Genomic DNA, 21,893 nt, shown 5'->3' with positions numbered 1-21,893 from the left:
GGAAACCTCATCTCGCGCTGGTTCAGCGCCCAAGCCTTAATCAACGCAGTGACATTTCGCGCGCTATGCGCGGAAAATCGGCCGGCTTGATGCCGATGTCGGCGCGGTCGGCATTGCTCATCGAATGCAGCAATACCAGTGCCGAGCGGTAACGCTGATGCTCCTGCGGACGCGGACGAGCGAACATTTCAGTGAAGAACCCCATGATTCGGCCCCTTGTTGATCCTCCACGATGCCGAATATAGCAAAATTGTGAAGATTGTGCAGTGCAGCATTTGCATGGCAGCCATGCCGAGTTAATTTTTTTCGGCACAATTGGCTCATGCGCTGAAACTTTCGGCTGGTGCCGACCGTACGCATAGACGCTGGCACATGGCCGGCTTTTCCTCGCCACTCCTGGCGAATTTTCCGGACTGCATGAAAGTGCAGTCCGGCTTTTTGTTGAGTTTCCCCCACCATCAACCGGCCCGCGCAAGCCTGGCGAACGCCTAAACTGGTTAAGATCAGTGGCATTCATTTTTAACGAGCCGGTTCTATGGTGCGACTGGCTTTGTTCGCATGCGCACAACGAGGGGAGGCTGACATCGGCGCCAAGCGGGATTTCGCTTCCTTGCTCGACGATCTGTTCGTCGCCTCCGACAAGGACGGCGAGGAGACAAGCGCGCGGCCGTCGATCCCGTTCGACTATCTCTCGGTGGCCGACGAACTTCACTCCGGCCGCATCAAGGTCTCCGGCGAGACCTTTGCCGCCGAGTATCGCGAAGCGGGAGCTGATCTCGCCGCCGAATTTGCAGCCCTTCTCGATCATGCCAAACTGGCGCTCGCCGGCGAAGAAACAAAGCCTGAGGAAAAGCTGCCGCCGATCGATCCTGACGCGATCGCCGTCGAACTTGGCCTCGACCATCCCGTCAAGAACGCCGATCTTGGCCGCATGCGTCGCAGCTTTGCTTTCGCCAACCATCCCGACCGCGTCGCGCCGCATCTGCGCCAGCGCGCCATGATCCGCATGCAGGTCGCCAACATGCTGATCGACGAAGCCAAGCGGCGCGCTGTCGCCGGTGCAAGGCGCTAACGTTTCAAGCAAAAGTCGGTCAACTGAGGCTTGGAGAGCGCCGCTGCTTTCCCTATAAAAGCGACTTCCTTCCCGCGCAGTCGCGCCAGCATTCCCTCCGGAGCATAAATTCCATGCACAAGCGCCGTCTCGGTCGGACCGATCTTCTTGTTACCCAGATCTGCCTGGGCTCGATGACCTGGGGCCAGCAGAACACCGAGGCCGAAGGCCACGCGCAGATGGATCTGGCTTTTGAGCGCGGCGTCAATTTCATCGACACCGCCGAGCTCTATCCGATCCCGCCCAAGGCCGAGACGCAAGGTCGGACAGAAAAGATCATCGGCAGCTGGATGAAGGCCAATGGCAATCGCGACAAGGTCATCCTCGCCTCGAAAGTGGTCGGCCGCACCGCCAACAGCTGGTTTCGTGGCGACCGTCCCTCGAAACTGGTGCGCGCCGACATCTTTGACGCCATCGACAAATCGCTGGCCAAGCTCGGCACCGATTATCTCGATCTCTACCAGATCCACTGGCCGGAGCGCGACATTCCCTGGGGCGCCAATCCGACCCGCGTCGGCGCCACACCGCGCCGTGCCGATGCCGTCGGCGCGCCGGCGGGCGAAACACCGATCGCCGAGACACTGGCCGTCTTCGACGAACTTGTGAAGGCGGGAAAGATCCGCCATCTCGGCCTGTCGAACGAGAATTCCTGGGGCGTCATGCGCTTCATCGCCGAGGCCGACAAGGGCGTCGGCCCGCGCGTCGTCTCGCTGCAGAACGCCTACAATCTTGTCAACCGTACCTTTGAGGTGAACCTGGCCGAAGTCTGCGAGCGTGAAGAGGTTGGCTTTCTTGCCTATTCGCCGCTGGCGCAAGGTTATCTCACCGGCAAATACGACCACGGCGCGCGGCCGCAGGGTTCGCGCTCGCAGCTGTTCAACCGCGGCCAGCGCTACGAGACGCCGAACGCGGCGGAAGCGCAGCTCGAGTACAATGAGCTGGCGCGTTCCTTCGGCCTCGAGCCAGCGCTGTTTGCCAACGCCTATGTCGCCAGCCGGCCATTTGTTACTTCCAGCATCATTGGCGCGACGACGATTGCCCAGCTTGAGATGGCGCTGTCCTCAGTCGACGTGACCTGGACCGACGAGATGCAGAAGGCCGTCGACGCGATCCACCAGCGCGTCGGCAATCCGTGCCCGTAGGCGAGCGCTCCGGACGGAATTGCCCAGCAAAGACAAGGGGAAGGGGACAGCAATGGATTTTCCGATCGAGACCGTCAGGGGGAAATTTCCAGCGCTGGACCTGACCGACAAAGGCCGCCGGCGCATCTATCTCGACAATCCGGCCGGCACCCAGGTGCCACAGGCGGTTGCCGATGCGGTGGCGCGCTGCCTCTTGACCACCAACGCCAATCTCGGCGGCTATTTCGAAACCACGCTGGCCGCGCAAAAGGTCGTCGACGACGCGCATGCAGCGATGGCCGATTTCCTGGGCGCGGCGAGCGCCGAGGAAATCATCATCGGCGCGAATATGACGACGCTGACCTATCACATGTCGCGCACGCTCGGCCGCGGCTTCAAGCCGGGCGACGAAATCATCGTCACTCGCATGGACCATGAGGGCAATGTCTCGCCCTGGCTGCAATTGGCCGAAGACCTTGGGCTCGTCGTGCGCTTCCTGCCTTTCGACGAGAAGAGCTGGCAGGTCGAGGAGGCGGCGCTCAGCGCCCTGCTCACCGATAAGACGCGGCTTGTCGCCCTGAACTATGCCTCGAACCTCACCGGCTCGATCAACCGGGTCAAGGCGCTGACGCGAATAGCCAAACAGGCCGGCGCGCTGGTCTATGTCGATGCCGTGCAGTTCGCGCCGCACGGGCTGGTCGATGTGCAGGACCTCGGCTGCGATTTCCTGATCTGCTCGGCCTACAAATTCTTCGGGCCGCATATGGGCATATTGTGGGGACGTCGCGATGTCATCGAGGCGCTGCAACCCTACAAATGCCGCTGCTCGTCCAACGGCCTGCCGGAGCGTTTTGAACTCGGCACGCCGCAGATCGAACTGATGGCTGGGCTCACGGCAGCGGTCGATTATTTTGCCGAACTGGGCGCTGCGGCCGGCGAGGGCGGCTCGCGCAGGCGCAAAATCGCCAAGGCATTCGAAGTCGCGATCGCCTACGAAAACCCGCTGGCGCTAAGGCTGATCGAAGGCCTGTCGGACATAGCGGGCCTGACCATCCGCGGCATCACCGATCCGAAGCGCGTCAGTGAGCGCGTGCCGACGGTGTCGTTCACGGTCGACGGCATCGTGCCGGAGACCATCGTGCGGCAGATGAATGCCGAAAACATCTTCCTGTGGTCGGGCCACAACTATGCCTGGGAGATCGTCCACCAGCTCGGCATTCCGGTCGAGCAGGGCGTCGTGCGCATCGGTATCGCCCACTACAACACGGCCGCCGAGATCGACGAGACGCTGGAGAGCGTGCACCGGATCATCGCCATGTTGAGGCAGCAGCGCTAGTCAGCTATCGCTGTTTGCCGCCGAAACCGGTGAGGAAGGCCGTGAGGTTGTCGCCGAGCGCGTCGCAGAGATAGCCGCCTTCCTGGACGATCACCGTCGGCAGGCCAAGCTTGGCAATCGCCTCGCCGATGCGTGCGAAGCCGGGCGTGGTCACCGAAAGCCCGCCGAAGGGATCACCTTCGAACGCATCGAGACCGAGTGCCACGACGAGCGCGTCCGGCGAGAAGGCGCGGATACGCTGGAACGCCACGGCGAGCGCTTCAAGAAACGCCGCATCGGCGGATTTGCGCGGCAACGGCAGGTTGAAATTATAGCCGAGGCCCGGCCCTTCGCCGCGCTCGTCGGCATGGCCCCAGAAGAACGGATAGAAGCGCACCGGATCGGCATGCAGCGACACCGTCAGCACGTCCGGCCGGGCATAGAAGATACCTTGCGTGCCGTTGCCGTGATGCAGGTCGACATCGAGGATCGCCACGCGCGCAGCCTGCTTGCGCAACATCTGCGCCGCGACCGCCGAATTGTTGATGAAGCAGAAGCCGCCGGCGACATCGGCAAAGGCATGGTGGCCGGGCGGCCGGCACAGCGCATAGGCGGCAGGCGCACCTGATATCACCGCCTCGGCCGCTTCGACCGCGCTCCAGGCGCTCCACAGCGCGCTCTGCCAGGTCTCGGCCGAGATAGGGCAGGCGGTGTCTGCCATGTGGTAGCCGGCCTGGCCGACAGCGGAAGCCGGATAGGCGCCGTCGCGGGCGAGAGGATGGATGTTGGGGATGACTTCCGCCGATGCGCCTTCGATGCGCTGCCAGCGGGCAAAGATGTGTTCGAGGAAAGCCAGATACTCCGGCGTATGCACGGCCGCCACCGGCCCGAGCCCATGATCCCGGGGTCGTTCGATGGCCAATCCAGCAGATTTTGCGCCGGCTAACAATCGCTCGGCGCGCTCTGGCTGTTCAGGGTTGGGTTGCGGCGCACCGCTCGACAGAAAGGCCTTCGGGTCGTGGCGTTTCTGCTCCTCGGCAAAGAAGGCTTTCATTCCGTCTCCCCATCCTGCGCTGCATCGGCAAAGGCGAAAAAGGCCTCGCCGACGATCTTCTGCGTCTGCTCGTAGTGCGCCCAGCCAATACCGAGCTTCTCATAGAAGGCCTTGGCGCTGTCATTGTCGGTATCGACCGACAGCCTGAGATAGGCGCCGCCATCCCCGCGGCAGTCGCGCGCAACCCGGCGCAGCAGTTTTTCACCGATCTTGCGGCCGCGAAACCGATCCTCGACATAGAGGTCCTGGATATAAACGCCGGGCCGGCCCATCCAGGTCGAGAAGATCGGGAAATGCAGGCAAAGCCCGGCAAACTCGCCGCCGACCTCGGCGATCAGGGCGGAGAAGGCGGGCTTTTCGCCAAAGCCGTAGCGGCGGAGATCATCGGCGGTGGACGTGATTTGCTGATGCTCGCCGATATGGGTGCCGAGCTTGAGCAGTGCGGCGTAGATGGTGTCGACGTCGTCGATGGTACCGGGGCGGATGGCGGCATCGCTGGTCGTGGTCTGGATCTTCTCTGCCATGGATCAGGCCGCGGATCCGGCTGAACCGTTCAGGAGATCGTCAAGTTCATCGATGTTGTCTTCCGAAAAGACGCGAATGCCGTTCGCTTCCAAGAGCGCGGTGGTCGTACCGCGACCGGCCACGCGCTTGCCTGAAAAACTGCCGTCATAGACGAAGCTTGAGCCGCAGGACGGGCTGCCGTCGGTCAAAACCGCATAGCGGCATCCCGTTTCTCGGGCGAGTTCGAGCGCAAGGACTCCGGCTTCGAGATAGAGCGCGGTCACATCGTTACCCGTCTGTTCGATCACTCGACCTTGGCCGTGAAGCACGGCGTCACCCGCACCGCGAATCTCTGCCGGAGGCCGCGGCGTGGAGAAGCCTGCCGCAACCTCGGGGCAGATCTGCACGACCCGGCCTTCCGCCTGCCACCGCGTCAATACCGGATGGTTGTTGAGACGGTAGGAGCCGTTGTAGCGCACGTGGCTGCCGAGCAGGCAGGCTGAGACCAGAATCCTTTCCATAGCAGCCTCCTTTTACCACGCGATCCCGTGCAAGCCCTAGAAGGCCACCCGGTCGCCACCCTTCAGCGCCAGCATTTCCCTTGCCTCCGCCGGCGTGGCGACGTCCAGCGACAGCCCGTCTAGAATGGCACGGATGCGGCGCACCTGATCGGCGTTTGATTTCGCCAGCTGCCGCCCGTCGTAAAGACTGTCCTCCAGCCCGACGCGGACATTGCCGCCCATCGCCGCCGCAATCGAGATCAGCGGCATCTGGTTGCGGCCGGCGGCGAGCACCGAGAACTGGTAGCTATCGCCGAACAATTTGTCGGCGATACGCTTCATATGGACGAGATTGTCCGGGTCGGCGCCGATGCCGCCCAGAATGCCGAGCACGAACTGGATGAACAGCGGCCCCGACACCAGCCCGCGATCGCGAAAATGCGCCAGCGAATAGAGATGGCCGACATCGTAGCACTCGAATTCGAAGCGCGTGCCGCAGCCCTTGCCGAGCTTTTCCAGCACACCTTCCATGTCGGCAAAAGTGTTCTTGAAGATCGTATCGCGGGTGGCTTCGAGCAGTTTCGGCTCCCACTCGTGCTGCCACTCGCGTGGTTTGTCGAGCATCGGGAACAGCGCGAAATTCATCGAGCCCATGTTGAGCGAGCACATTTCCGGCTCGGCACGCAGCGGCGCGGCCAGCCGCTGGTCCAGCGTCATCAGCGACGAGCCGCCGGTGGTGATGTTGATCACCGCATCCGTCGCCTGCTTGATGCGCGGCAGGAATTGCATGAACACCTCGGGATCGGCGGTCGGCCGCCCGTCTTTGGGATCGCGGGCATGCAGATGCAGGATCGAGGCGCCGGCTTCGGCCGCTGCGATCGCATCGGTCGCGATCTGGTCCGGCGTCAGCGGCAGATAGGGCGACATGGATGGCGTGTGCACCGAACCGGTGACCGCACAGGTGATGATGACTTTCCTCGGCGCCATTCTTTTTTAACCTTCGACCGGCAGGTCGAGCTCGGCGGCTAGAACTTCCAGTGAGTCGCCAATAATGGAAATGATCTCGCCGACCTGTTCAGCCGTGACGATCATCGGCGGCGCGACCATAAAATTGTCGCCGTCGACGCCACCCTTGACCCTGCGGCCATAGATGATCAACCCGCGTTCGTAGGCGAGGTCGAGCAGGCGCTGGGTGGCTTTCTTGCCCTGATCGATCGGCCGCAGCGTCTCGGGATCAGCGACCATTTCGGCGCCGGTGAGCAAGCCCTTGCCACGCACGTCGGCTATGAACGGAAAACGCTTTGCCAGCCCTTTCAGCCCGTCCATCAGCACATCGCCCATGGCGGCGGCATTGGCGATCAGGTCGAGGCGGTCCATCTCGCCGAGCACCGCAAGCCCGGCAGCGCAGGCGAGCGGATTGCCGGCATAGGTGTGGCCGTGCTGGAAGCCGCCCGAAGCCAGCAGCGGCTCGACCAGCCGCATCGGGGCGGCGAGCGCGCCGAGCGGCGCATAGCCCGAGCCCAGCCCCTTCGACAGCGCGACAATATCTGGCTTGCAGTTCCAGTGATCGCCGCCGAGGAATTTGCCGGTGCGCCCGGCGCCACTCATCACCTCGTCATGGATGAGCAGGATGCCGTAGCGGTCGCAGATCTCGCGGATGCGCGGATAATAGCTGTCCGGTGCGACGAGGGCGGACGTTGCAGCACCGCCGATCGGCTCCATGATGAAGGCAAGCACGCTGTCCGGGCCTTCAGCCTGGATTTTCTCTTCCAGCATGTCGGCATAGCGCAGGCCGCGCTGTTCCATCGACAGGTTGTCGCGGTCGCGCCAGGCGGTCGGCGCCGGCACGGTCGGCATCACGCGCATCATCGGCGTGAAGGTCTCGGCCAGCGCGTCGTCGCCGGTGATCGAAAGCGAGCCCAACGTGCCGCCATGATAGGAGGGAAAGCGGGCGATCACCTTCCAGCGCTTGGGCTGGCCGGTGGCGACCGCCCATTGCCGCGCCAGCTTGATGCAGGATTCAGTCGCTTCCGAGCCGCCGGACACGAAGAAAATGCGATCCATGCCTTCGGGCAGCTTTCCCGCCAGTTGCCGCGCCAGTTCTTCTGCCGGTTCGTTCTCGAAATGCAGCCGGTAGGCGAAGGTGGCGCGGTCCATCTGCCGCTTCATGGCGTCGAGCACATTGCGGTTGGAATGACCGATATTGGCGACCATCGGCCCGCTCGAACCGTCGATGAAGCGGCGACCGTCCTGCGTCCACATGTAGATGCCGTCGGAGCGATCGATGAGCGGCCGGCGCAGGCTGGAGAGATAGAACAGATGCGATGGCGCGCGCGCTTCTGATACGGCGGTGGAGGGCTTCGGCATGTCAGGTCTTTCCGAGATAGCGGTCGAGAACATTTCTGGTCACCCGTTCGACCATCGGGTCCTGCCTTAGCAGGCCAGCGACCCATTCGCAGCTTCCGGCGTGGAAAACCTCGCCCTTGCCGCGCGGGAAATCGACGATCATGCCATTGCCGCGTTTGACTTTTTCCAGGTTGGCGTCGGTCGCCTCGCCGAACAGCGTCTCGGCGGTGAAGCGGCCATCCTCGTCGGTCAGGAACTGATCCTCGATCGGGATGTCGGCGCTTTCCTCGACCTGGCTCGCCATACCGACGGCCAGCACTTGCAGCCCGTCTGGCGCGCCGCTGTCCGATGTCGGGTAAGGCAGGCCGCCGCGAATCTCGAAATCGAGCCCGTCGACCTCATAGCCATAGACGTGGCTGTCGGCACCGAGCAGGTCGCCATAGTAAATGCCGGTGCCGGCAAAGGCCCAGTGCTCGGGCCGGTAGACGGGAAAGCCGCGCACGCCGCGCGGCGCGCAGCCGCCCCAGCCGGCATAAACGCCCCTGGTTGCGTTGAGGCCGAAGGTCATAGCGCCCGGCCGGCCGATCTCCGGTGCTTCCCAGGAGTTGGTGGCGCGGGTGACGTCGCCGCTATAGGCGGGGTCCTCGGCCCGCGCCCGGTATTTGTAGCAGACCTGCCGGCGGCCTTCGTCCTCCAGCCTTGTCTGCCACATGAAATTGCCGGCAAAGCGCGCTGCATGGCCGCCATTCGCCACATAGGCGTCAACCGCATCGCGCATTTCCCAGGTCCAGTATTCGTCATGGCCGACGAAGACGACGCAGTCATAGCCGTCGAGGATTTCGGGCGCAAAGTGCAGATCGTGCTGGCTGGCGAGATCGACGCCGTAGCCGGCGCGCTCGGCGAAGCGGAAGAAGTGGCTGTCATAGCTCGCCCAGCCGGACGATGCGTATTTCTTCGAATGCCCCGTGGCGAACGCCCATTCCATATGGGGATAGCGCGGCACCGTCTTGGGCGGCACCGCGACCTCCAGCGGCACCCGCGGTGCGTCCTTGGGCAGCACGACGAAACCGCGGCACAAGGGCCGCTGCGTCGACACCATCGTCGCATATTGATCGCGGTTCGGCCCGGTGATGCCCTGGTAGTGGTTGGAGCCGCCCCAAGTGTTGTAGGAAAGCCAGGTGCCGGTCGCCGCCACCTGCAGCACACGGCCGGGTTTTTTGCCGGGCAGGGGAGCGACGATGATGAGGTGGTGGCAATGGATCGGCCTGCCGTCGCGCCCGTCCGCCGTCAGCGTGATGCGGTAGGCACCGGAAGGCCAATCGTCGCCGATGCGGAAGTCGAACGACGCCTCCCAGCCGCAGCCTTCGACCGAGCACTGGTCAGGCGTGTCCTGCCAGCGTGCCGACAGACCTGTTTGCTCGAAGACTTTTGTCTCGGCGCCACCGTCTCGAATGACGACAATGCCGAAGCGCGGCGCCGTCGAACTGACATGCAGCGTCACGGTTTCGCCGACACGGTAGGAGAATCGCTCCGAATAGCACCAGATCTCGCCGCGCGCGCCGTCCATACCCGGCCATTCGTAGTAATGGCCGCGCACCGCCTCGCGGCGCTGCTCGGGCGTCAGTCCGAAATCGGGGAATTCGGTCGGCAGATGGGTCATGGACACCGGAAAGGAACGAAGGCCGCCATTTCGGCTATCTCTCGGCCAAGCGTCAAATGGAAACGATCGGGCCAGCAATTGCTTAGCCACCCTTGGCCGCTCCCGCCAAACCGACTATCTCAGGCGAGGCGGTATTTTCCGCCTCGGGAGCCGGCATGCTGAGAGTGCAGAAGGTCAAGGTCGACGACATCTACGTGCCGACGGCGCGCAAGAAGACTCTGCATCCGGAAACGGTCCGGCATCTGGCCGAAGACATTCTGGAAAACGGCATGAAGACGCCGATCCAGGTTCGCCATGACGGCAAGCGCCACATCCTGGTCGAGGGCCTGCACCGGCTGGAAGCCGCCAAATGGCTCGGCGAGACCGAAATCGACGCCTATCTGGTGCAAGCCAAGCGCCACTGAGGCGCAGTCTCCGACCCATCAACAACAGCCGGCCGATCATCGCTCCGCGGATTTTTTCGCAGGGCATGTCGGCATGCTGCGTGCTCGCCCGTCCTTGGGACAGAACCCAAATCCAGCCTACAAAACGAGGAGATTCCCATGACCGCCAAGCTCGACATCGCTCCCGCCAACGACCGCGAACTGGTGCTTGCCCGCATCATCGATGCGCCGCGCCAGAACGTCTATCGCTGCTGGACCGAGCCGAAGCTGGTGACGCAGTGGTTTGCGCCGAAACCCTGGACGGCTCCGCGCGCCGAAATGGATGTGCGCAGCGGCGGCTCCAGCCTGGTCGTCATGGCCGGTCCTGACGGCAACGAATTTCCCAATCCCGGCGTCTTCCTCGAAGTCGTCCCCGGCGAGAAGATCGTTTTCACCGACGCCTACACCAGCGCCTGGGAGCCGTCCGAAAAGCCGTTCATGACTGTCGTGCTGACCTTCGAGGACGAAGGCAACGGCAAGACCCGCTACATCGCACGGGTCCGGCACTGGAACGCTGCCGACCGCGAGCAGCACGAGAAGATGGGCTTTCACGAGGGCTGGGGCCAGTGCGCCGAGCAGCTCGAAGAACTCGCCAAGAGCCTTTGATTCCACCCCCCTTTGACCGGACACTGGAGGAGACTGACATGTCCAGATTGACCCTTTTCGCCATTCTTGCCTCGGTTGCAGCCTTGTTCGCGGCACCCGGCCTGACCAATGCAGAGGAGACAAAGCCTGCCATGACGACCGAGACCAACGCACTGCCGAAGCCGGAAAAGTCCGGCCTGCTGCCGATCGACGGCCTGAACTACTACTATGCCGTCTACGGCAAGGGCGAACCGCTGCTCCTGCTGCATGGCGGCCTCGGTACGTCGGACATGTTCGCGCCGCTGCTGCCGAAGCTGGCGGAGAACCGCACCATCATCGCCGTCGACCTGCAGGGCCATGGCCGCACAGCGCTTGGCGAGCGGCCCTTCACGCTGGAGGCGATGGGCGACGACATGGCCGCCATCGTCAAGGCGCTTGGCTACGACAAGGTCGACGTGCTCGGCTATTCGCTGGGCGGCGGCGTTGCCTTCCGCATGGCGGTCCAGCATCCGGAAGCGGTGCGCCGGTTGGTTCTGGTGTCCACCGGCTACGCCGCCGACGGTTTCTATGACGAGATGCGTCCGCAGCAGGCGCAGGTGAGCGCGGCGGCGGCCGATTTCATGAAGGACACGCCGATGTACAAATCCTACGTTGCCGTGGCGCCGCGTCCTGACGATTTCCYGAAACTGCTCGACGCGCTCGGCAACTTCATGCGCAAGGATTACGACTACTCGGCCGATGTCGCCAAGCTGAAGATGCCGGTCATGCTCGCCTATGGCGACAGCGACATGTACAAGCCCGAGCACGAGATCAAGTTCTACCAGATGCTCGGCGGCGGGCTGAAAGATGCCGGCTGGATGCGTGAGAACCTGTCTCAAAACCGGCTGGCCATTCTGCCGAACCGCACCCACTACGACGTCTTCTTCGCGCCGGAGCTGACGGCCGCGGCACTTCCCTTCCTCAATGGCGAAACCAAGGTGAAAACCTGGGACGAGATCGTCAGCGAAACGAAATAGTTTAGTCCGAAATGCATGCCGGCCGTCTCGAAAGAGGCGGCCGGTTTTTTGTGCCTGCGAGATTACGAAGCCTTGGCGCGGCGCGGCTGGCGCAAATGCTTGATGCCGCTCGCCTCGACGAAATTCGTCGCCGACTCCCAGAGATAATCGCCATAGAGGAACGGCTCGAAGGGCTCGGCGCCGGTCAGCGGCAGCGGCGCGATCTCGGCATCGACGCGCGGTTCGTAGAAGAACGGGATCGAAAAGCGCGCCGTCTTCGGCGCGATCACCCGGTGCCGCGTCGCCCGCACCCGCCCTCCGGTCCAGCGCTCGAGCAACTGGCCGAAATTGACCGCCAGCGTGCCATCGGCGGGCGGCACGTCGATCCATTCGCCGGCAAGGTTCTTGGCTTGCAGCCCCTCGACACCGTCCTGCGCCAGCAGTGTGACGAAGCCGGAATCGGCATGTTCACGACCGATGATGGTGCGAGTCTCACCCTGGTGGATGACTGAAAATTCCGGCCCGCTCAAATCGACGCCGCTGTCGGCATCGCGCAAGGGATAGCGGATCAGCCGCAGCGTCGAGATGCCACCGTCGAAATCCGCGTCGAAGATGGTTTCCGGCAGACCGAGCCCGCGCGCGATCGAGCGCATCAGCGCGTTGCCGAGCGCTTCCATGGCCAAATAGTAGCTTGCGGCAGAAGCGCGCCAGCCAGGCAGCGCCACCTCGGACGGCAATGGTGTCGGCTCGCGCAACGGATCGTCAGCATCGTTGGCGCCGGCGGTTTGCGCATGCGCAATGTCCGGCCCCATGTCGATACCTTCCTTGTAGGAAACGGCGGTCGGCTGCAGTGGGAACCAGCCGCGATAGACGTTCTTCTTCGTGCGGTCGAAATTCCAGCGCAGCAGCTTTGCCTTTTCGGCGTCGGGCAAGGCGAAGATGTTGAGCAGCCGCAATCGCTTGTCCCGCGTCAGCCATTCATCACCCGGAAAATCCCGGATCGCCATGAAGCCGATGCCGGAGGCAGCAGCCAGGATCCGCGCGTCGGTGCGCTCGCGGCCGGGCGAGGGCGGCCCGAACAGATCCGCGACGGCAATGGTTTCGATATCATGCGCCATGGTTTCCTCCCGATCGGCCCAGCCGTAAAACAGGCGCGGCGCCTGGCCGGCTGTCAATGCTTCGCCGCTGCCTGGAGTTGGGCCAGCGGCAGGCCACCGGTCGTATCAACGCAATCGATAGCGCCATCAGGGCTTTTCAATTGACCGAAAGCAGCCTGTCGATACTTTCCAAAGACCTTCAGCGCGACGGGTTCAGATGATGGCGAAATATCAGGGTGGGTGTCACTGCGGGGCAGTGCGCTACAGTGCCGAGGCCGCACCGCTCAACCAGCGCGTCTGCCACTGCCGGCGCTGCCAGAAGGTGATCGGCGCGGCCTTCAACGCGCGTCTGCTGTTTCGCATCGACGATGTCACGGTCGAGGGGCAGGTGGCTACAGTCAACACCTCTCCGGACCTTCAGCGCGGCTTTTGCGCCGCTTGCGGCACGACGCTGTTTTCCCGGCGCGACTCCGCCGGGATTGTCGGCATCACCACCGGCTCGCTCGACGATCCCTCGCTGTTCAAGCCGGAAATGCATATGTGGACCGCCTCGAAGCAGCCCTGGCTGCGGCTCGATGACGGCCTGCCGCACTATGAAGGTGCGCCGCCTCCGAACTGACGCCGGCCTTACCGGAAATTAATCTCGAAAACACGACATAGCCGGCAAAGCGTCATTGGCGGGCCATGATTGCCTGCCTATCTATCGGCTGCGGGCCTGGTTTTCGAGGAGACGACCGATGAGCGACAGAATCAACACCCTGGACGAGCTTTTGAACGATCCGATGGTCCTGCTCGTGATGGAGCGCGACCGCGTGCGCCCCGAACAGGTTCGCCTGCTGCTCGAACGAGCGCGTCGCCCTGCTGCCGACGCCGTGCCACCGGCGCATGTGGTGGCCAAAAGCTGCATGCAGCAATGGCTCGGCAGGTGATGACGAGGCTCTCCCTTCTCCTGCAAGAGGAGAAGGGAGAATCATACCTAACAACTTGATTCAAACTTTATTGGTAATTTATCGTTAGTAATCGAAGCCGGTTTGTCCGGCGGCGTCTGTTTGCCTTCGGTCTGTTGTGTTTTGCGTACAGGTCCAGATGCGGATTTCAGGCGTCGTCACTTTTGTGTTGGCATCGCTGTGCCTTGCCGGCTGCTCGTCCACAGCGGGCGTCGATGCCTTGCAGCCGTCGAACGAGACGACCAGTTCGGTCGTGCGGCCGAGAGCGCCGGTCGCGGCGGCTCCGGTGGAGACCGCCGACCTCGCGCCGATGCGGTCCGACCTGGTGGCCGACAATGCTGTAGCGGACAATGCGCCGCCCTTCTCAATGGTCGAGGAAGAAGAGGCCATTGTCGCGGACACGCCTCAGGGGAGCGCCGAACCGCAGGTCGAGCCTGCGGCGTTGATGTCGCCGCCGAAGCGGCTGACGCGCGCGGCGCCCGCAATGCTGGCCTCTCCGGTTACACGCTACGGCTTTCGCGACGCCAAACCGATCAATTTTGGCAAGGCTTCGCCGCGTTATCTTGCTGTTCATGGCGTCGACGTCTCGCGCTGGCAGGGCAACGTCAACTGGAGCAAGCTGCGCGCCCAGGGCGCCAATTTCGCCTACATCAAGGCGACCGATGGTGGCGACCATCTCGACCCGATGTTCATGAAGAACTGGCGCAATGCCGACGCCGCCGGGCTGAAGCGCGGCGCCTATCATTTCTTCTACTGGTGCCGCACCGCCGGCGAACAGGCCGACTGGTTCATCCGCAACGTGCCAAAGATGGATGGCGCGCTGCCGCCGGTGATCGATGTCGAATGGAACGGCGAATCCTCCTGCAAGCGGCGGCCGTCGCGTGCAACGGTGCTGGAGAAGATGCAGGTGTTCATGGACAAGCTCGAGCGCCACTACGGCCAACGGCCCATCATCTACACCAGTCCCGATTTCTACCGCGACAATCTCAAGGGTGCATTTCTCGACTATCCGTTCTGGCTACGCGCGGTGGCGCGGCATCCCTCAAAGGTCTATCCCGGGCGCAAATGGCTGTTCTGGCAGTATTCCGGCTCCGGCCTGTCGCACGGTGTGACCGGCCGCATCGACCTCAACGTCTTCCATGGTGACGAGCGCGCCTGGCGGGCATGGGCAGGCGGGCAGACCACTGTCGCCGACGTCGACTGACGCTTCCGCAGGGCCGGCGACAATGCCGCTGGCGGCTGCGCCAGCCGCCATCGCGGCACCTTGGCTTGAATTTTCAGCGTCTCGCTAACGATCCGCTCACTCTGTCTTTTAGCGGTATCGCAACAGCCTTCCGGTAACGTGCCCGTGATCGGGTTCGGAGGGGTCCATGCGCAATCCAATTGTGGCCATCGCTGTTGTCGCCGCTGTCGGCTACGGCTTTTTCAATTCGCTCGGGCATATGCCGGGTAGTGGCGACACGCTGGCGGAGTCGAAGCAAAACGTCGTGTCTTATTCCACCGAGGACAAGGCGATGCAGGCTGCCAAGAACAGCGGCCGCTCTACCCTCAAGCGCTTCCACGAACTGATGGACGCCGGCACGCCCGGCACCTACACGGTGAAATTCCCGCTGACCCAGAACGGCGCCACCGAGCACATCTGGCTGCAGCTGGTCGGCTACAGCGACGGCTCCTATATCGGCCTGCTCGCCGACGTGCCGGTCAACGGCAACAAGTACAAGATGGGTGACAGGATGACGGTGACGGAAGCCGACTTCGAAGACTGGATGATCAAGAATGGCAAGGTGATCTACGGCGGCTACACCACCCGCCAGGCGCTTGCTGATATGCCGAAGGAGCAGATCGCCAAGTATGGGCTGATCTTCAAGGATTAGAGGTTTAGGCGCGGGCGAGCTTTATCGCCGCGCCTTGCGAGCTGTCGCGCCGTTCGTGCTCGCGTATCTCTGCGGTTTGCGCCAGCACCCAGTCGCGAAACACCTTGATCTTGGGGGTGTTGCGGCGGGTCTCCAGATGCACCAGCCAATAGCCGTCGCCATCCGAGCCAAGCACGTCAAATGGCTGTATCAGCTGGCCCTTTGCCAAAAGGGCGCTGTAAAGGTTTTTGGTGAGGATCGCGGCGCCCCGGTCGGTTAGCGCCGCCATCGCGTCATAAGCCTGGGTACCCAGCTTCGGGCCCGCGATGATGCGATCGGGCTCGAACGGCACGCCGGCCGCTTCGAACCAGATTTCCCACCAGGGATCGTCGGCACAGCATAGCGGCACCTTGTAAAGATCCTCGGGGCGATGGATGCCGCCGACGCTCTCGGCGAGCTTTGGGCTGAGCATCGGCGTGTAGTCCGCCTTGAACAGATAGTGCGCCGTCAAGCCGGGCCATTTTCCACTGCCGGTGCGAATGCCGACATCCATGTCGCCGCGCGTGAAATCGACCAGCCCATGCGATGTATTCACCTTCACGGCAAGATCGGGATGCATCAGCTGGAATGTTCCAAGCCATACGGCCAGCCAGTTCGATGCAAAGGTTTCCATTGTCGTCACCGACAGCACGCCGGTCGCTCCACCCTTGGTGGCGACCCACGCATCGGCCAGCGTCGAGAACGCGCCGGATGCGTGCGGCGCCAGCTGTTGCCCAGCCTCGGTCAGCGCAATCTGCCTTGTTTTTCTTATGAAAAGCGGCGTCCCGGCGCGCTCTTCCAGCACCTTGATCTGATAGCTGGCGGCTGATTGGGTCATGCCGAGCTCATCGGCCGCCTTGGTGAAACTGCCCAGCCGCGCCGCGGCTTCAAAGACCCTGATAGCTCCTAGTGGTGGCAGTTCCCAGCTCATGACGCATCAATCCTCCTGATGCATAGTACGCGACGTTCGATTGGAAACCAAGACCGGAAAACGGCATGCTGTGTCCATCAGATCAAACCCTGGAGGATACGGCAATGACCACCACCATCGCACTCTACAACACGCTTCGCCGCCCGGTACTCGACCTCTTCACCGCGCCGTTCAGGCCCCGCACGCGCCGGCTGTTCGACCGCCGCTCGATGTCGGACCATTTCCTGCGCGATATCGGCATGCTTGACGGACGCGTGCCTCCCGGCACCATTCGCTAAGAAGCTCTTCGACCAACGTGAAATGTAAGGGAGGGAAGGATGACTGAGCCATCCGAGGACTTGGCCAAGAGCCGCCAAACGATCAACGCTTATGAAGACTATGCCGAACGCTACGATGCCATCGTGCGGCATGTTCCGAACCAAAGGGAACAGAAATGGCTTAGGCGGCTTGTGAAGATCGCCGGCAAAGGCGGCCGGATTCTGGAAGTCGGGTCGGGACCCGGATACGATGCGGACTTTGTCGAGGGGCTCGGCGTCGAGGTCCGGCGCACCGACGCAACAAAGCGGTTTCTCGAGCTGCAGGCCGCGCGCGGAAAGCACGGTGAGTTTCTCGATCTCATCACCGACGATCTCGGCGGCCCCTATGACGCGGCGCTCGCCCTGTGTGTCCTGATCCATGTGCCGCGCGAGCAGACCGACCAGGTGCTTGCCAAGATAGCCGGATCGCTGCGGCCGGGCGGCGCCTTCCTCGTATCGATGCGCATTGGCGATGGCGAGAAGAGCGGCGAATATCATACTGTCTACTGGCGCAGGGACGACTTCGCGGCCCGTCTCGAAAGCGCCGGGCTGGTCCTTGTCGGGGATGAATTCAACGTCGGCCGCGATCGTGAGGAGTGGACCACCTTCCTGGCTGTGAGGCCGTCATGACGCGGCGCGGATTGCCAGGCAATCGCTGTCAGAAGTAAGGCCTCAGGTTCTCGCGAATGCGGTCGAGCACCGTCTTTCCCGAGATGTCGGCAATGAAGGTCTTGCCGGTGATGGTTTCATAGGCCTGCGTATAGACCCGCGACGTCTGCTCGATCAGCTCGGCCGGGATTTTCGGAATGCGATCCTTGTAGGGATCGCAGCGAGCCGTCACCCAGGCGCGAATAAAGTCCTTGTCGAAACTTTGCGGCCGCTCGCCAGCCTTGAAGCGCTGCTCATAGCTTGCCGCCAGCCAGTAGCGGCTGGAGTCGGGTGTATGGATTTCATCGGCAAGGATGATGGTGCCATCCTTGTTCGTGCCGAACTCATATTTCGTGTCGACCAGGATCAGGCCGCGTTTGGCGGCCAGCGCCTTGCCGCGCGCAAACAGCGCCAGCGCATAGCGCGAGACGGTTTCCCATTGCTCTTCCGACAGCAGGCCGCGCGTCAGGATGTCGTCGCGCGTCAAGGGCTCGTCATGACCGCCATCGAGCGCCTTGCTGGTCGGCGTGATGATGGCGTGCGGCAGCTTCTCATTGTCGCGCAAGCCGTCCGGCAGGCGAATGCCGTACATATCGCGTTCGCCGTTTTTGTACTTCGTCAGCACCGAAGTGCTGGTGGTACCGGCGAGGTAGTCGCGAACGACGATCTCGACCGGCAATATGTCGAGCCTTGTGCCGACGACGACATTAGGGTCGGGATAATCGAGCACATGGTTCGGGCAGATATCGGCCGTTTCCTCGAACCAGTAGCGCGCCGTCTGGGTCAGCAGCTCGCCCTTGAGCGGGATAGCGGTCAGGATCACATCGAAGGCGCTCAGGCGATCGGTGGCGATGATGATGCGGCGGCCATCCGGCAGATCGTAATTCTCGCGGACCTTGCCTTTGTAGTGGTTCGGGAGTTCCGGAATGAAGGCATCTGAAAGAACGCGCAGTGCTGTCATCCTGGTCTCGTGGCTCCTAACAGTTTGGGCGACTCTTAACAAAGTTGGTGGCGCTTCGATACCCGAGGAAGAGGCGCCTCGGAATGTGCTGCGTGGACAGGCGTCGATCGGGGACTGAGTGCACCTCTCGATCTGTCGGTTGCCTACCATCCTCCTTTTGCGAATAAACAAGACATTGCCGTCGCCGCGCTGTCTATGTGCTGATACCTGCACTCCTGGGGGGATTGGGGACGCGGTGGACGTAGAACTCAAATTTCTGCTTGTCGGATTTGCCTGCGCGATCGCGGGCGGTCTGTCGTTAATCACCTTCGTGAAATGGCGCGAGGTGCGAACACTCAGCCGCTGGCTGCCGACGCCGGGAAAGATCATCTCGTCCCGCGTCGAGGCGCGTGAAGTCAGGAGCTCGGGCGTTGGCTCGGACAGCAGCGACACCACCGAGATGCGCAATTTTCCGGCGATCACCTTCGAATACAAGGTCGGTGGCAAGAAATTTCAAAGCTCACGCTACAGCGTGAAGGAGAATCTGGGGAATTTTGAAGTCACCGAGACCCTTGCCCAGTTTCCGCGCGGTGCGGAGGTGACTGTCTTCTACGATCCGGCCGATCCGAGCAAGGCCGTCATCGAGCGCACCATGCCGGACGGCGCCTTCAAGTTCATGGTCCAGCTCTCGGCAGGCTTGGTGATCGGCACAGTGGTTCTGGTGTTTTCGCTCGGCGGCGTGCTGGAGGCGATCAGGCCGCATCTGCCCAAGCCGCAGAACCTCGGCGCCGGAGCGCTGCTGCTGTTCATGGGCTTGATGGTCCTGCGCATGGCCTTCGTCCAGAAGTCGCTTGCTGAGCAGGCGGCAAAATGGCCGGTCACCGCCGGCCGCATTGAGTCCTCAGGTCTGCAGGCGCTGCGAAACTACAGCGCTTATCGACGCTGGAGCACCGTCTTCAAATCCCGCATCGTGTACGGCTATGGCGTCGCCGGCCAGCACTACAGCTCCGACCGCGTCACGTTCGGCGCCACGGTCACGGCTTCCTTGCCCGGCCTGGTCCGCGGCCAGGCGCGCAGCTATGCCGAAGGCAGCAAGGTCGACGTCCACTACGATCCCGCCAATCCCGCCTCGGCCGTGCTCGAATGCAGGGTGCGCGGGCTCTGGCTGCTGTGGGTCTGTTCGGCTGGCTTTATCGGCGCCGCGGCCTGGTTGGTCGGACTGGTCTGAGGCGCCCGCTTTCATGACGAGACATCCAATGATCATCCGCAGGCTGGCCGTCGTTTCCCTGGCTCTGCTCGGCGCCGTCCAGGCGGCGAGCGCAAATGAATGTCTGCTGAGCCACGCCACCTATCGTGAGCCGCGCTCCGGCGCGGTCGTGCAATTTCGGCCGCTCGGCAATGAGCCGGCGGCGCTGACAGCCGAAGTGTTTTCGCTGACCGTGCCCAAAACCGCCACGCGCTTGCCGGCCGACATCACCTGGACCAATGGCAGGAACTCGTTTCCGCTCGGTACCATCCGCCATACTTGCACCGACGACGACCGCGAGGCGGGACTGGAAGATGGCAGCGGTCTGTGCCGGATATGGATGGGCCAGGTCTATGCCCTGACTGGAGGCGGCGCCGAGCAGTTGAACTCGCGCGAAGCGACACCGGCGCCGAAAGGGCTGTTGCTGCCCGATTTCGGCGCCGCTTTCACCGAGTTTGCCGATTTCGCCAACGCCAATCCCGATGGCTCGGCATGGGACGCCTTCACTCTGACAGGATGCAGCGATGAATAGCGCCATGAGGTCGACTGTCTGGATCAGCGCGCTGTTTGCATCCGCGGCGATATCAGCCGCCGCGCATGCGGACGAGCTGGCGCCATCGCGCCCGCCGATCGACAAATGCGCCTGGGAAAAACTGGCCGACAAGACGGTCGGCCTGGCCGCCTGGGTGCAGCGCTGCGATTTCGGCTTCCGCCAGATCCATTTCGAATTCGTCGGCAACGCGCTCGCCATCAAATACAGCGATGGCGGCGCGCCCGATCCGTTGGTCGAGCTGTTCGACATCAAATCAGGCGAAACCGCCGAGGCCGCAGTGCTTCGCCTGTTGCTGGAAAAGACCGACAAGGCCGTCAGCGCCCGCTGCGTGCTGGCGCCCTACACCGAGGGCAGCGTGCCCACCGGCGTCAAACGCTACACATTCAGCCCCGACGCCGCCTACGCGAAAGAGCTGAAAGCGCTCGCCAATGACGAGGTTCCCGAACCGCCCTGCGGCGACTGGGGCGAAATGCCGGACGGCATCCAGTATTTCGAGGTGCCGGCGGGTGAGGCGCACAAGCTGCTGTTCGTCCGGGTGGGGCAGGACGAGCCTTTGTTCGACGAGCAGACGCTGAGGGTGCTGCCGGCAGAGTAGGCGCTGAGACCTGATTGATTGGATCGGAAGGTCTGCCTTTATGCTTCTACAGCAGTATTGCCTGTATAGCCGCGCAGCAGCGGCGGATGCCGTCCATGCAGCGTAAATATCTATGCGTTGAGCGAGCTGCGCTGTGATTGCTTGCCGTTAAAAAATAACGAGAGTTGACCGAGGGGGTCCGGAGTCCGTTCCAACGAAGCCCTTTTTGGGAGTTCGGAAATTACAGCTTTGATCCAATTGCCATCATTGGACGCAACGTTGTCATTTTTCCGTACTTTAAGCCGACTCAAGTGCCGACTAATTCTAATAGACTGCTTCTCAGTCAATTTAAATGACTTTCGAATTTCGTTTGCTGATTTGTATTTTTTGCAAAAGGAATACGGATAAAGGAAGCAAAGAGCAAAAGCTGTTGCTTGCCATTCTGCGCTGTTAGGTAGGGGAGTATTTCTGACACTGTCGCTATATACTGCGTCAGCGTTGTTCAGGCCAAGCGCTGCATACCTGTGATGTAGAAACAGGTGCCCAACCTCATGAAGGAGAACTTCCATAGCGAACGCCGACCTATTTGCGGCGGCCTCATAGATGCTCTCGGATACAACGATCCCCAGCGGATCTTCAGAAATGAAGGCGCGCCGCGAGCCCATCGTTACATCGTCTTCTATGAAGAGATAAAGCCCTGGAAAAATCTTAGGTAGGTCGATTTCCAGATATCGAATTATATCCAGTTCTCCTTCGCCAGGCCCAAACGCAGACGTCCGAATTGTCTCTGCCAAACGATTGATTTGGTGGAGAGAGGCTCCTTTGGCGACATAGACGTTTTTCATCGCACATCACCGTATCGTGGCTGCGAAACGCGCGTAAGCCTGTAAGTCGGGTCTTGGGCCGCAAGTGCTGCTTCGACCTCTTCGAGATCTAAGCCGAGAACTCCCATCGCCAGCACGACATAGTGCGCAGGGGGTATCTTTTGGCCACTCTCCATAAGAGAAATATCACGGGGACTCGTATTTACCAGTTTTGCCATTTCAGGTCGGGTCATTGTCATGGCTGTACGCCCTTCGGTACATAGCTGTCCAAAGGGCGTAAGCTGGTAGTGGTCATTCGACGCCACAACTTTTGTTGTAGCCATTTCGGTGCT

27 protein-coding genes are annotated in these 21,893 nt (G+C 62.2%); 15 read left to right on the top strand and 12 right to left on the bottom strand.

Features of this window, described 5'->3' with window-relative positions; translation table 11 throughout:
- Window positions 1–40: 40 nt before the first annotated feature.
- Window positions 41–205 carry a hypothetical protein gene (locus AC1DYO_RS20405; RefSeq protein WP_477266319.1) on the bottom strand — a complete coding sequence of 55 codons (165 nt, stop codon included), beginning with the start codon at window positions 203–205 and terminating at the stop codon, window positions 41–43.
- Between the two features lie 405 nt (window positions 206–610).
- Here AC1DYO_RS20405 and AC1DYO_RS20400 point away from each other — a divergent pair, with 405 nt between their 5' ends.
- The 3 genes from AC1DYO_RS20400 (at window position 611) to AC1DYO_RS20390 (ending at window position 3,568) form a co-directional block, all read left to right on the top strand.
- Complete coding sequence (locus tag AC1DYO_RS20400) at window positions 611–1,072, top strand: hypothetical protein (RefSeq protein WP_477266318.1); 462 nt, start codon at window positions 611–613, stop codon at window positions 1,070–1,072.
- A gap of 113 nt (window positions 1,073–1,185) precedes the next feature.
- The gene (locus AC1DYO_RS20395) at window positions 1,186–2,253 is read left to right on the top strand and encodes an aldo/keto reductase (RefSeq protein WP_477266317.1); all 1,068 of its coding nucleotides are present in this window, start codon (window positions 1,186–1,188) and stop codon (window positions 2,251–2,253) included.
- 52 nt (window positions 2,254–2,305) lie between these two features.
- Window positions 2,306–3,568 (top strand): cysteine desulfurase-like protein, encoded by a 1,263-nt coding sequence (locus tag AC1DYO_RS20390; RefSeq protein ID WP_477266316.1) that lies wholly within the window; start codon window positions 2,306–2,308, stop codon window positions 3,566–3,568.
- 4 nt (window positions 3,569–3,572) lie between these two features.
- Here AC1DYO_RS20390 and AC1DYO_RS20385 read toward each other — a convergent pair whose 3' ends face one another.
- From AC1DYO_RS20385 to AC1DYO_RS20360, 6 genes are read right to left on the bottom strand one after another with little or no spacing between them, the layout of a single operon-like run.
- Window positions 3,573–4,601 (bottom strand): histone deacetylase family protein, encoded by a 1,029-nt coding sequence (locus AC1DYO_RS20385; RefSeq protein WP_477266315.1) that lies wholly within the window; start codon window positions 4,599–4,601, stop codon window positions 3,573–3,575.
- Window positions 4,598–5,125, bottom strand: a complete 528-nt coding sequence (locus AC1DYO_RS20380; protein WP_477266314.1) for an N-acetyltransferase family protein — start codon at window positions 5,123–5,125, stop codon at window positions 4,598–4,600. Before AC1DYO_RS20380 ends, AC1DYO_RS20385 begins: the two co-directional genes overlap by 4 nt.
- A gap of 3 nt (window positions 5,126–5,128) precedes the next feature.
- The gene (locus AC1DYO_RS20375) at window positions 5,129–5,626 is read right to left on the bottom strand and encodes a 2-thiouracil desulfurase family protein (protein ID WP_477266313.1); all 498 of its coding nucleotides are present in this window, start codon (window positions 5,624–5,626) and stop codon (window positions 5,129–5,131) included.
- 36 nt (window positions 5,627–5,662) lie between these two features.
- On the bottom strand, window positions 5,663–6,592 hold the full coding sequence (kce, locus tag AC1DYO_RS20370; RefSeq protein ID WP_477266312.1) for a 3,5-dioxohexanoate:acetyl-CoA acetone transferase: 930 nt from the start codon (window positions 6,590–6,592) through the stop codon (window positions 5,663–5,665).
- Window positions 6,593–6,598: 6 nt separating this feature from the next.
- Window positions 6,599–7,972, bottom strand: a complete 1,374-nt coding sequence (locus AC1DYO_RS20365) for an aminotransferase family protein (protein WP_477266311.1) — start codon at window positions 7,970–7,972, stop codon at window positions 6,599–6,601.
- Window position 7,973: 1 nt separating this feature from the next.
- Window positions 7,974–9,611: a N,N-dimethylformamidase beta subunit family domain-containing protein gene (locus tag AC1DYO_RS20360; protein WP_477266310.1), complete on the bottom strand. Its 1,638-nt coding sequence runs from the start codon at window positions 9,609–9,611 to the stop codon at window positions 7,974–7,976.
- 155 nt (window positions 9,612–9,766) lie between these two features.
- Here AC1DYO_RS20360 and AC1DYO_RS20355 point away from each other — a divergent pair, with 155 nt between their 5' ends.
- The 3 genes from AC1DYO_RS20355 (at window position 9,767) to AC1DYO_RS20345 (ending at window position 11,634) form a co-directional block, all read left to right on the top strand.
- Window positions 9,767–10,015: a ParB N-terminal domain-containing protein gene (locus tag AC1DYO_RS20355; protein ID WP_008875526.1), complete on the top strand. Its 249-nt coding sequence runs from the start codon at window positions 9,767–9,769 to the stop codon at window positions 10,013–10,015.
- Between the two features lie 138 nt (window positions 10,016–10,153).
- Window positions 10,154–10,639 (top strand): SRPBCC family protein, encoded by a 486-nt coding sequence (locus AC1DYO_RS20350; RefSeq protein WP_477266309.1) that lies wholly within the window; start codon window positions 10,154–10,156, stop codon window positions 10,637–10,639.
- A gap of 38 nt (window positions 10,640–10,677) precedes the next feature.
- Complete coding sequence (locus tag AC1DYO_RS20345; protein WP_477266308.1) at window positions 10,678–11,634, top strand: alpha/beta fold hydrolase; 957 nt, start codon at window positions 10,678–10,680, stop codon at window positions 11,632–11,634.
- Window positions 11,635–11,696: 62 nt separating this feature from the next.
- On the opposite strand, the gene AC1DYO_RS20340 is transcribed toward AC1DYO_RS20345, so the two are convergent.
- Entirely contained in the window at window positions 11,697–12,731 is a 1,035-nt protein-coding gene (locus AC1DYO_RS20340; protein ID WP_477266307.1) for an isopenicillin N synthase family dioxygenase, read from the bottom strand.
- A 199-nt stretch (window positions 12,732–12,930) separates the two neighbouring features.
- On the opposite strand from AC1DYO_RS20340, the gene AC1DYO_RS20335 reads away from it, so the two are divergent.
- From AC1DYO_RS20335 to AC1DYO_RS20320, 4 genes are all read left to right on the top strand, one after another.
- On the top strand, window positions 12,931–13,329 hold the full coding sequence (locus AC1DYO_RS20335) for a GFA family protein (RefSeq protein WP_477266306.1): 399 nt from the start codon (window positions 12,931–12,933) through the stop codon (window positions 13,327–13,329).
- 118 nt (window positions 13,330–13,447) lie between these two features.
- Window positions 13,448–13,639: a hypothetical protein gene (locus AC1DYO_RS20330; RefSeq protein WP_477266305.1), complete on the top strand. Its 192-nt coding sequence runs from the start codon at window positions 13,448–13,450 to the stop codon at window positions 13,637–13,639.
- Window positions 13,640–13,796: 157 nt separating this feature from the next.
- A complete protein-coding gene (locus tag AC1DYO_RS20325; RefSeq protein WP_477266304.1) occupies window positions 13,797–14,861 on the top strand; it encodes a glycoside hydrolase family 25 protein in 1,065 nt (354 codons plus the stop codon).
- A 166-nt stretch (window positions 14,862–15,027) separates the two neighbouring features.
- On the top strand, window positions 15,028–15,531 hold the full coding sequence (locus AC1DYO_RS20320; protein WP_477266303.1) for a DUF2314 domain-containing protein: 504 nt from the start codon (window positions 15,028–15,030) through the stop codon (window positions 15,529–15,531).
- A gap of 4 nt (window positions 15,532–15,535) precedes the next feature.
- Here the strand turns inward: AC1DYO_RS20320 and AC1DYO_RS20315 are convergent, their stop codons facing one another.
- Window positions 15,536–16,480, bottom strand: a complete 945-nt coding sequence (locus AC1DYO_RS20315; protein WP_477266302.1) for a LysR family transcriptional regulator — start codon at window positions 16,478–16,480, stop codon at window positions 15,536–15,538.
- 104 nt (window positions 16,481–16,584) lie between these two features.
- Here AC1DYO_RS20315 and AC1DYO_RS20310 point away from each other — a divergent pair, with 104 nt between their 5' ends.
- Both AC1DYO_RS20310 and AC1DYO_RS20305 read left to right on the top strand, forming a co-directional pair.
- A complete protein-coding gene (locus AC1DYO_RS20310) occupies window positions 16,585–16,758 on the top strand; it encodes a hypothetical protein (protein ID WP_477266301.1) in 174 nt (57 codons plus the stop codon).
- Between the two features lie 39 nt (window positions 16,759–16,797).
- Window positions 16,798–17,406 (top strand): class I SAM-dependent DNA methyltransferase, encoded by a 609-nt coding sequence (locus tag AC1DYO_RS20305; RefSeq protein WP_477266300.1) that lies wholly within the window; start codon window positions 16,798–16,800, stop codon window positions 17,404–17,406.
- A 28-nt stretch (window positions 17,407–17,434) separates the two neighbouring features.
- Here AC1DYO_RS20305 and AC1DYO_RS20300 read toward each other — a convergent pair whose 3' ends face one another.
- Window positions 17,435–18,376 carry a phosphoribosylaminoimidazolesuccinocarboxamide synthase gene (locus AC1DYO_RS20300; RefSeq protein ID WP_477266396.1) on the bottom strand — a complete coding sequence of 314 codons (942 nt, stop codon included), beginning with the start codon at window positions 18,374–18,376 and terminating at the stop codon, window positions 17,435–17,437.
- Between the two features lie 244 nt (window positions 18,377–18,620).
- On the opposite strand from AC1DYO_RS20300, the gene AC1DYO_RS20295 reads away from it, so the two are divergent.
- Genes AC1DYO_RS20295 through AC1DYO_RS20285 form a run of 3 tightly spaced genes read left to right on the top strand, consistent with a single transcriptional unit; the run spans window position 18,621 to window position 20,758 of the window.
- A complete protein-coding gene (locus AC1DYO_RS20295; RefSeq protein ID WP_477266299.1) occupies window positions 18,621–19,592 on the top strand; it encodes a DUF3592 domain-containing protein in 972 nt (323 codons plus the stop codon).
- A 13-nt stretch (window positions 19,593–19,605) separates the two neighbouring features.
- A complete protein-coding gene (locus tag AC1DYO_RS20290) occupies window positions 19,606–20,142 on the top strand; it encodes a hypothetical protein (RefSeq protein WP_477266297.1) in 537 nt (178 codons plus the stop codon).
- Window positions 20,143–20,146: 4 nt separating this feature from the next.
- Window positions 20,147–20,758, top strand: a complete 612-nt coding sequence (locus tag AC1DYO_RS20285; protein WP_477266295.1) for a hypothetical protein — start codon at window positions 20,147–20,149, stop codon at window positions 20,756–20,758.
- A gap of 110 nt (window positions 20,759–20,868) precedes the next feature.
- On the opposite strand, the gene AC1DYO_RS20280 is transcribed toward AC1DYO_RS20285, so the two are convergent.
- Both AC1DYO_RS20280 and AC1DYO_RS20275 read right to left on the bottom strand, forming a co-directional pair.
- On the bottom strand, window positions 20,869–21,582 hold the full coding sequence (locus tag AC1DYO_RS20280; protein ID WP_477266293.1) for an ImmA/IrrE family metallo-endopeptidase: 714 nt from the start codon (window positions 21,580–21,582) through the stop codon (window positions 20,869–20,871).
- On the bottom strand, window positions 21,579–21,884 hold the full coding sequence (locus AC1DYO_RS20275; RefSeq protein WP_155929804.1) for a helix-turn-helix domain-containing protein: 306 nt from the start codon (window positions 21,882–21,884) through the stop codon (window positions 21,579–21,581). The genes AC1DYO_RS20280 and AC1DYO_RS20275 overlap by 4 nt, the downstream gene beginning before the upstream one ends.
- Between the last annotated feature and the right edge of the window lie 9 nt (window positions 21,885–21,893).

The sequence above is a fragment of the Mesorhizobium sp. P2_F5 genome (assembly GCF_056403715.1).
This window is presented reverse-complemented; position numbering and strand designations above follow the sequence as displayed.

Coding starts and splice junctions, on each gene's coding strand:
- AC1DYO_RS20405 (WP_477266319.1), bottom strand. CDS start 205: ATGGGGTTCTTCACTGAAATGTTCGCTCGTCCGCGTCCGCAGGAGCAT.
- AC1DYO_RS20395 (WP_477266317.1), top strand. CDS start 1,186: ATGCACAAGCGCCGTCTCGGTCGGACCGATCTTCTTGTTACCCAGATC.
- AC1DYO_RS20390 (WP_477266316.1), top strand. CDS start 2,306: ATGGATTTTCCGATCGAGACCGTCAGGGGGAAATTTCCAGCGCTGGAC.
- AC1DYO_RS20385 (WP_477266315.1), bottom strand. CDS start 4,601: ATGAAAGCCTTCTTTGCCGAGGAGCAGAAACGCCACGACCCGAAGGCC.
- AC1DYO_RS20380 (WP_477266314.1), bottom strand. CDS start 5,125: ATGGCAGAGAAGATCCAGACCACGACCAGCGATGCCGCCATCCGCCCC.
- AC1DYO_RS20375 (WP_477266313.1), bottom strand. CDS start 5,626: ATGGAAAGGATTCTGGTCTCAGCCTGCCTGCTCGGCAGCCACGTGCGC.
- kce (WP_477266312.1), bottom strand. CDS start 6,592: ATGGCGCCGAGGAAAGTCATCATCACCTGTGCGGTCACCGGTTCGGTG.
- AC1DYO_RS20365 (WP_477266311.1), bottom strand. CDS start 7,972: ATGCCGAAGCCCTCCACCGCCGTATCAGAAGCGCGCGCGCCATCGCAT.
- AC1DYO_RS20360 (WP_477266310.1), bottom strand. CDS start 9,611: ATGACCCATCTGCCGACCGAATTCCCCGATTTCGGACTGACGCCCGAG.
- AC1DYO_RS20355 (WP_008875526.1), top strand. CDS start 9,767: ATGCTGAGAGTGCAGAAGGTCAAGGTCGACGACATCTACGTGCCGACG.
- AC1DYO_RS20350 (WP_477266309.1), top strand. CDS start 10,154: ATGACCGCCAAGCTCGACATCGCTCCCGCCAACGACCGCGAACTGGTG.
- AC1DYO_RS20340 (WP_477266307.1), bottom strand. CDS start 12,731: ATGGCGCATGATATCGAAACCATTGCCGTCGCGGATCTGTTCGGGCCG.
- AC1DYO_RS20335 (WP_477266306.1), top strand. CDS start 12,931: ATGGCGAAATATCAGGGTGGGTGTCACTGCGGGGCAGTGCGCTACAGT.
- AC1DYO_RS20330 (WP_477266305.1), top strand. CDS start 13,448: ATGAGCGACAGAATCAACACCCTGGACGAGCTTTTGAACGATCCGATG.
- AC1DYO_RS20325 (WP_477266304.1), top strand. CDS start 13,797: ATGCGGATTTCAGGCGTCGTCACTTTTGTGTTGGCATCGCTGTGCCTT.
- AC1DYO_RS20320 (WP_477266303.1), top strand. CDS start 15,028: ATGCGCAATCCAATTGTGGCCATCGCTGTTGTCGCCGCTGTCGGCTAC.
- AC1DYO_RS20315 (WP_477266302.1), bottom strand. CDS start 16,480: ATGAGCTGGGAACTGCCACCACTAGGAGCTATCAGGGTCTTTGAAGCC.
- AC1DYO_RS20310 (WP_477266301.1), top strand. CDS start 16,585: ATGACCACCACCATCGCACTCTACAACACGCTTCGCCGCCCGGTACTC.
- AC1DYO_RS20305 (WP_477266300.1), top strand. CDS start 16,798: ATGACTGAGCCATCCGAGGACTTGGCCAAGAGCCGCCAAACGATCAAC.
- AC1DYO_RS20290 (WP_477266297.1), top strand. CDS start 19,606: ATGACGAGACATCCAATGATCATCCGCAGGCTGGCCGTCGTTTCCCTG.
- AC1DYO_RS20285 (WP_477266295.1), top strand. CDS start 20,147: ATGAGGTCGACTGTCTGGATCAGCGCGCTGTTTGCATCCGCGGCGATA.
- AC1DYO_RS20280 (WP_477266293.1), bottom strand. CDS start 21,582: ATGAAAAACGTCTATGTCGCCAAAGGAGCCTCTCTCCACCAAATCAAT.
- AC1DYO_RS20275 (WP_155929804.1), bottom strand. CDS start 21,884: ATGGCTACAACAAAAGTTGTGGCGTCGAATGACCACTACCAGCTTACG.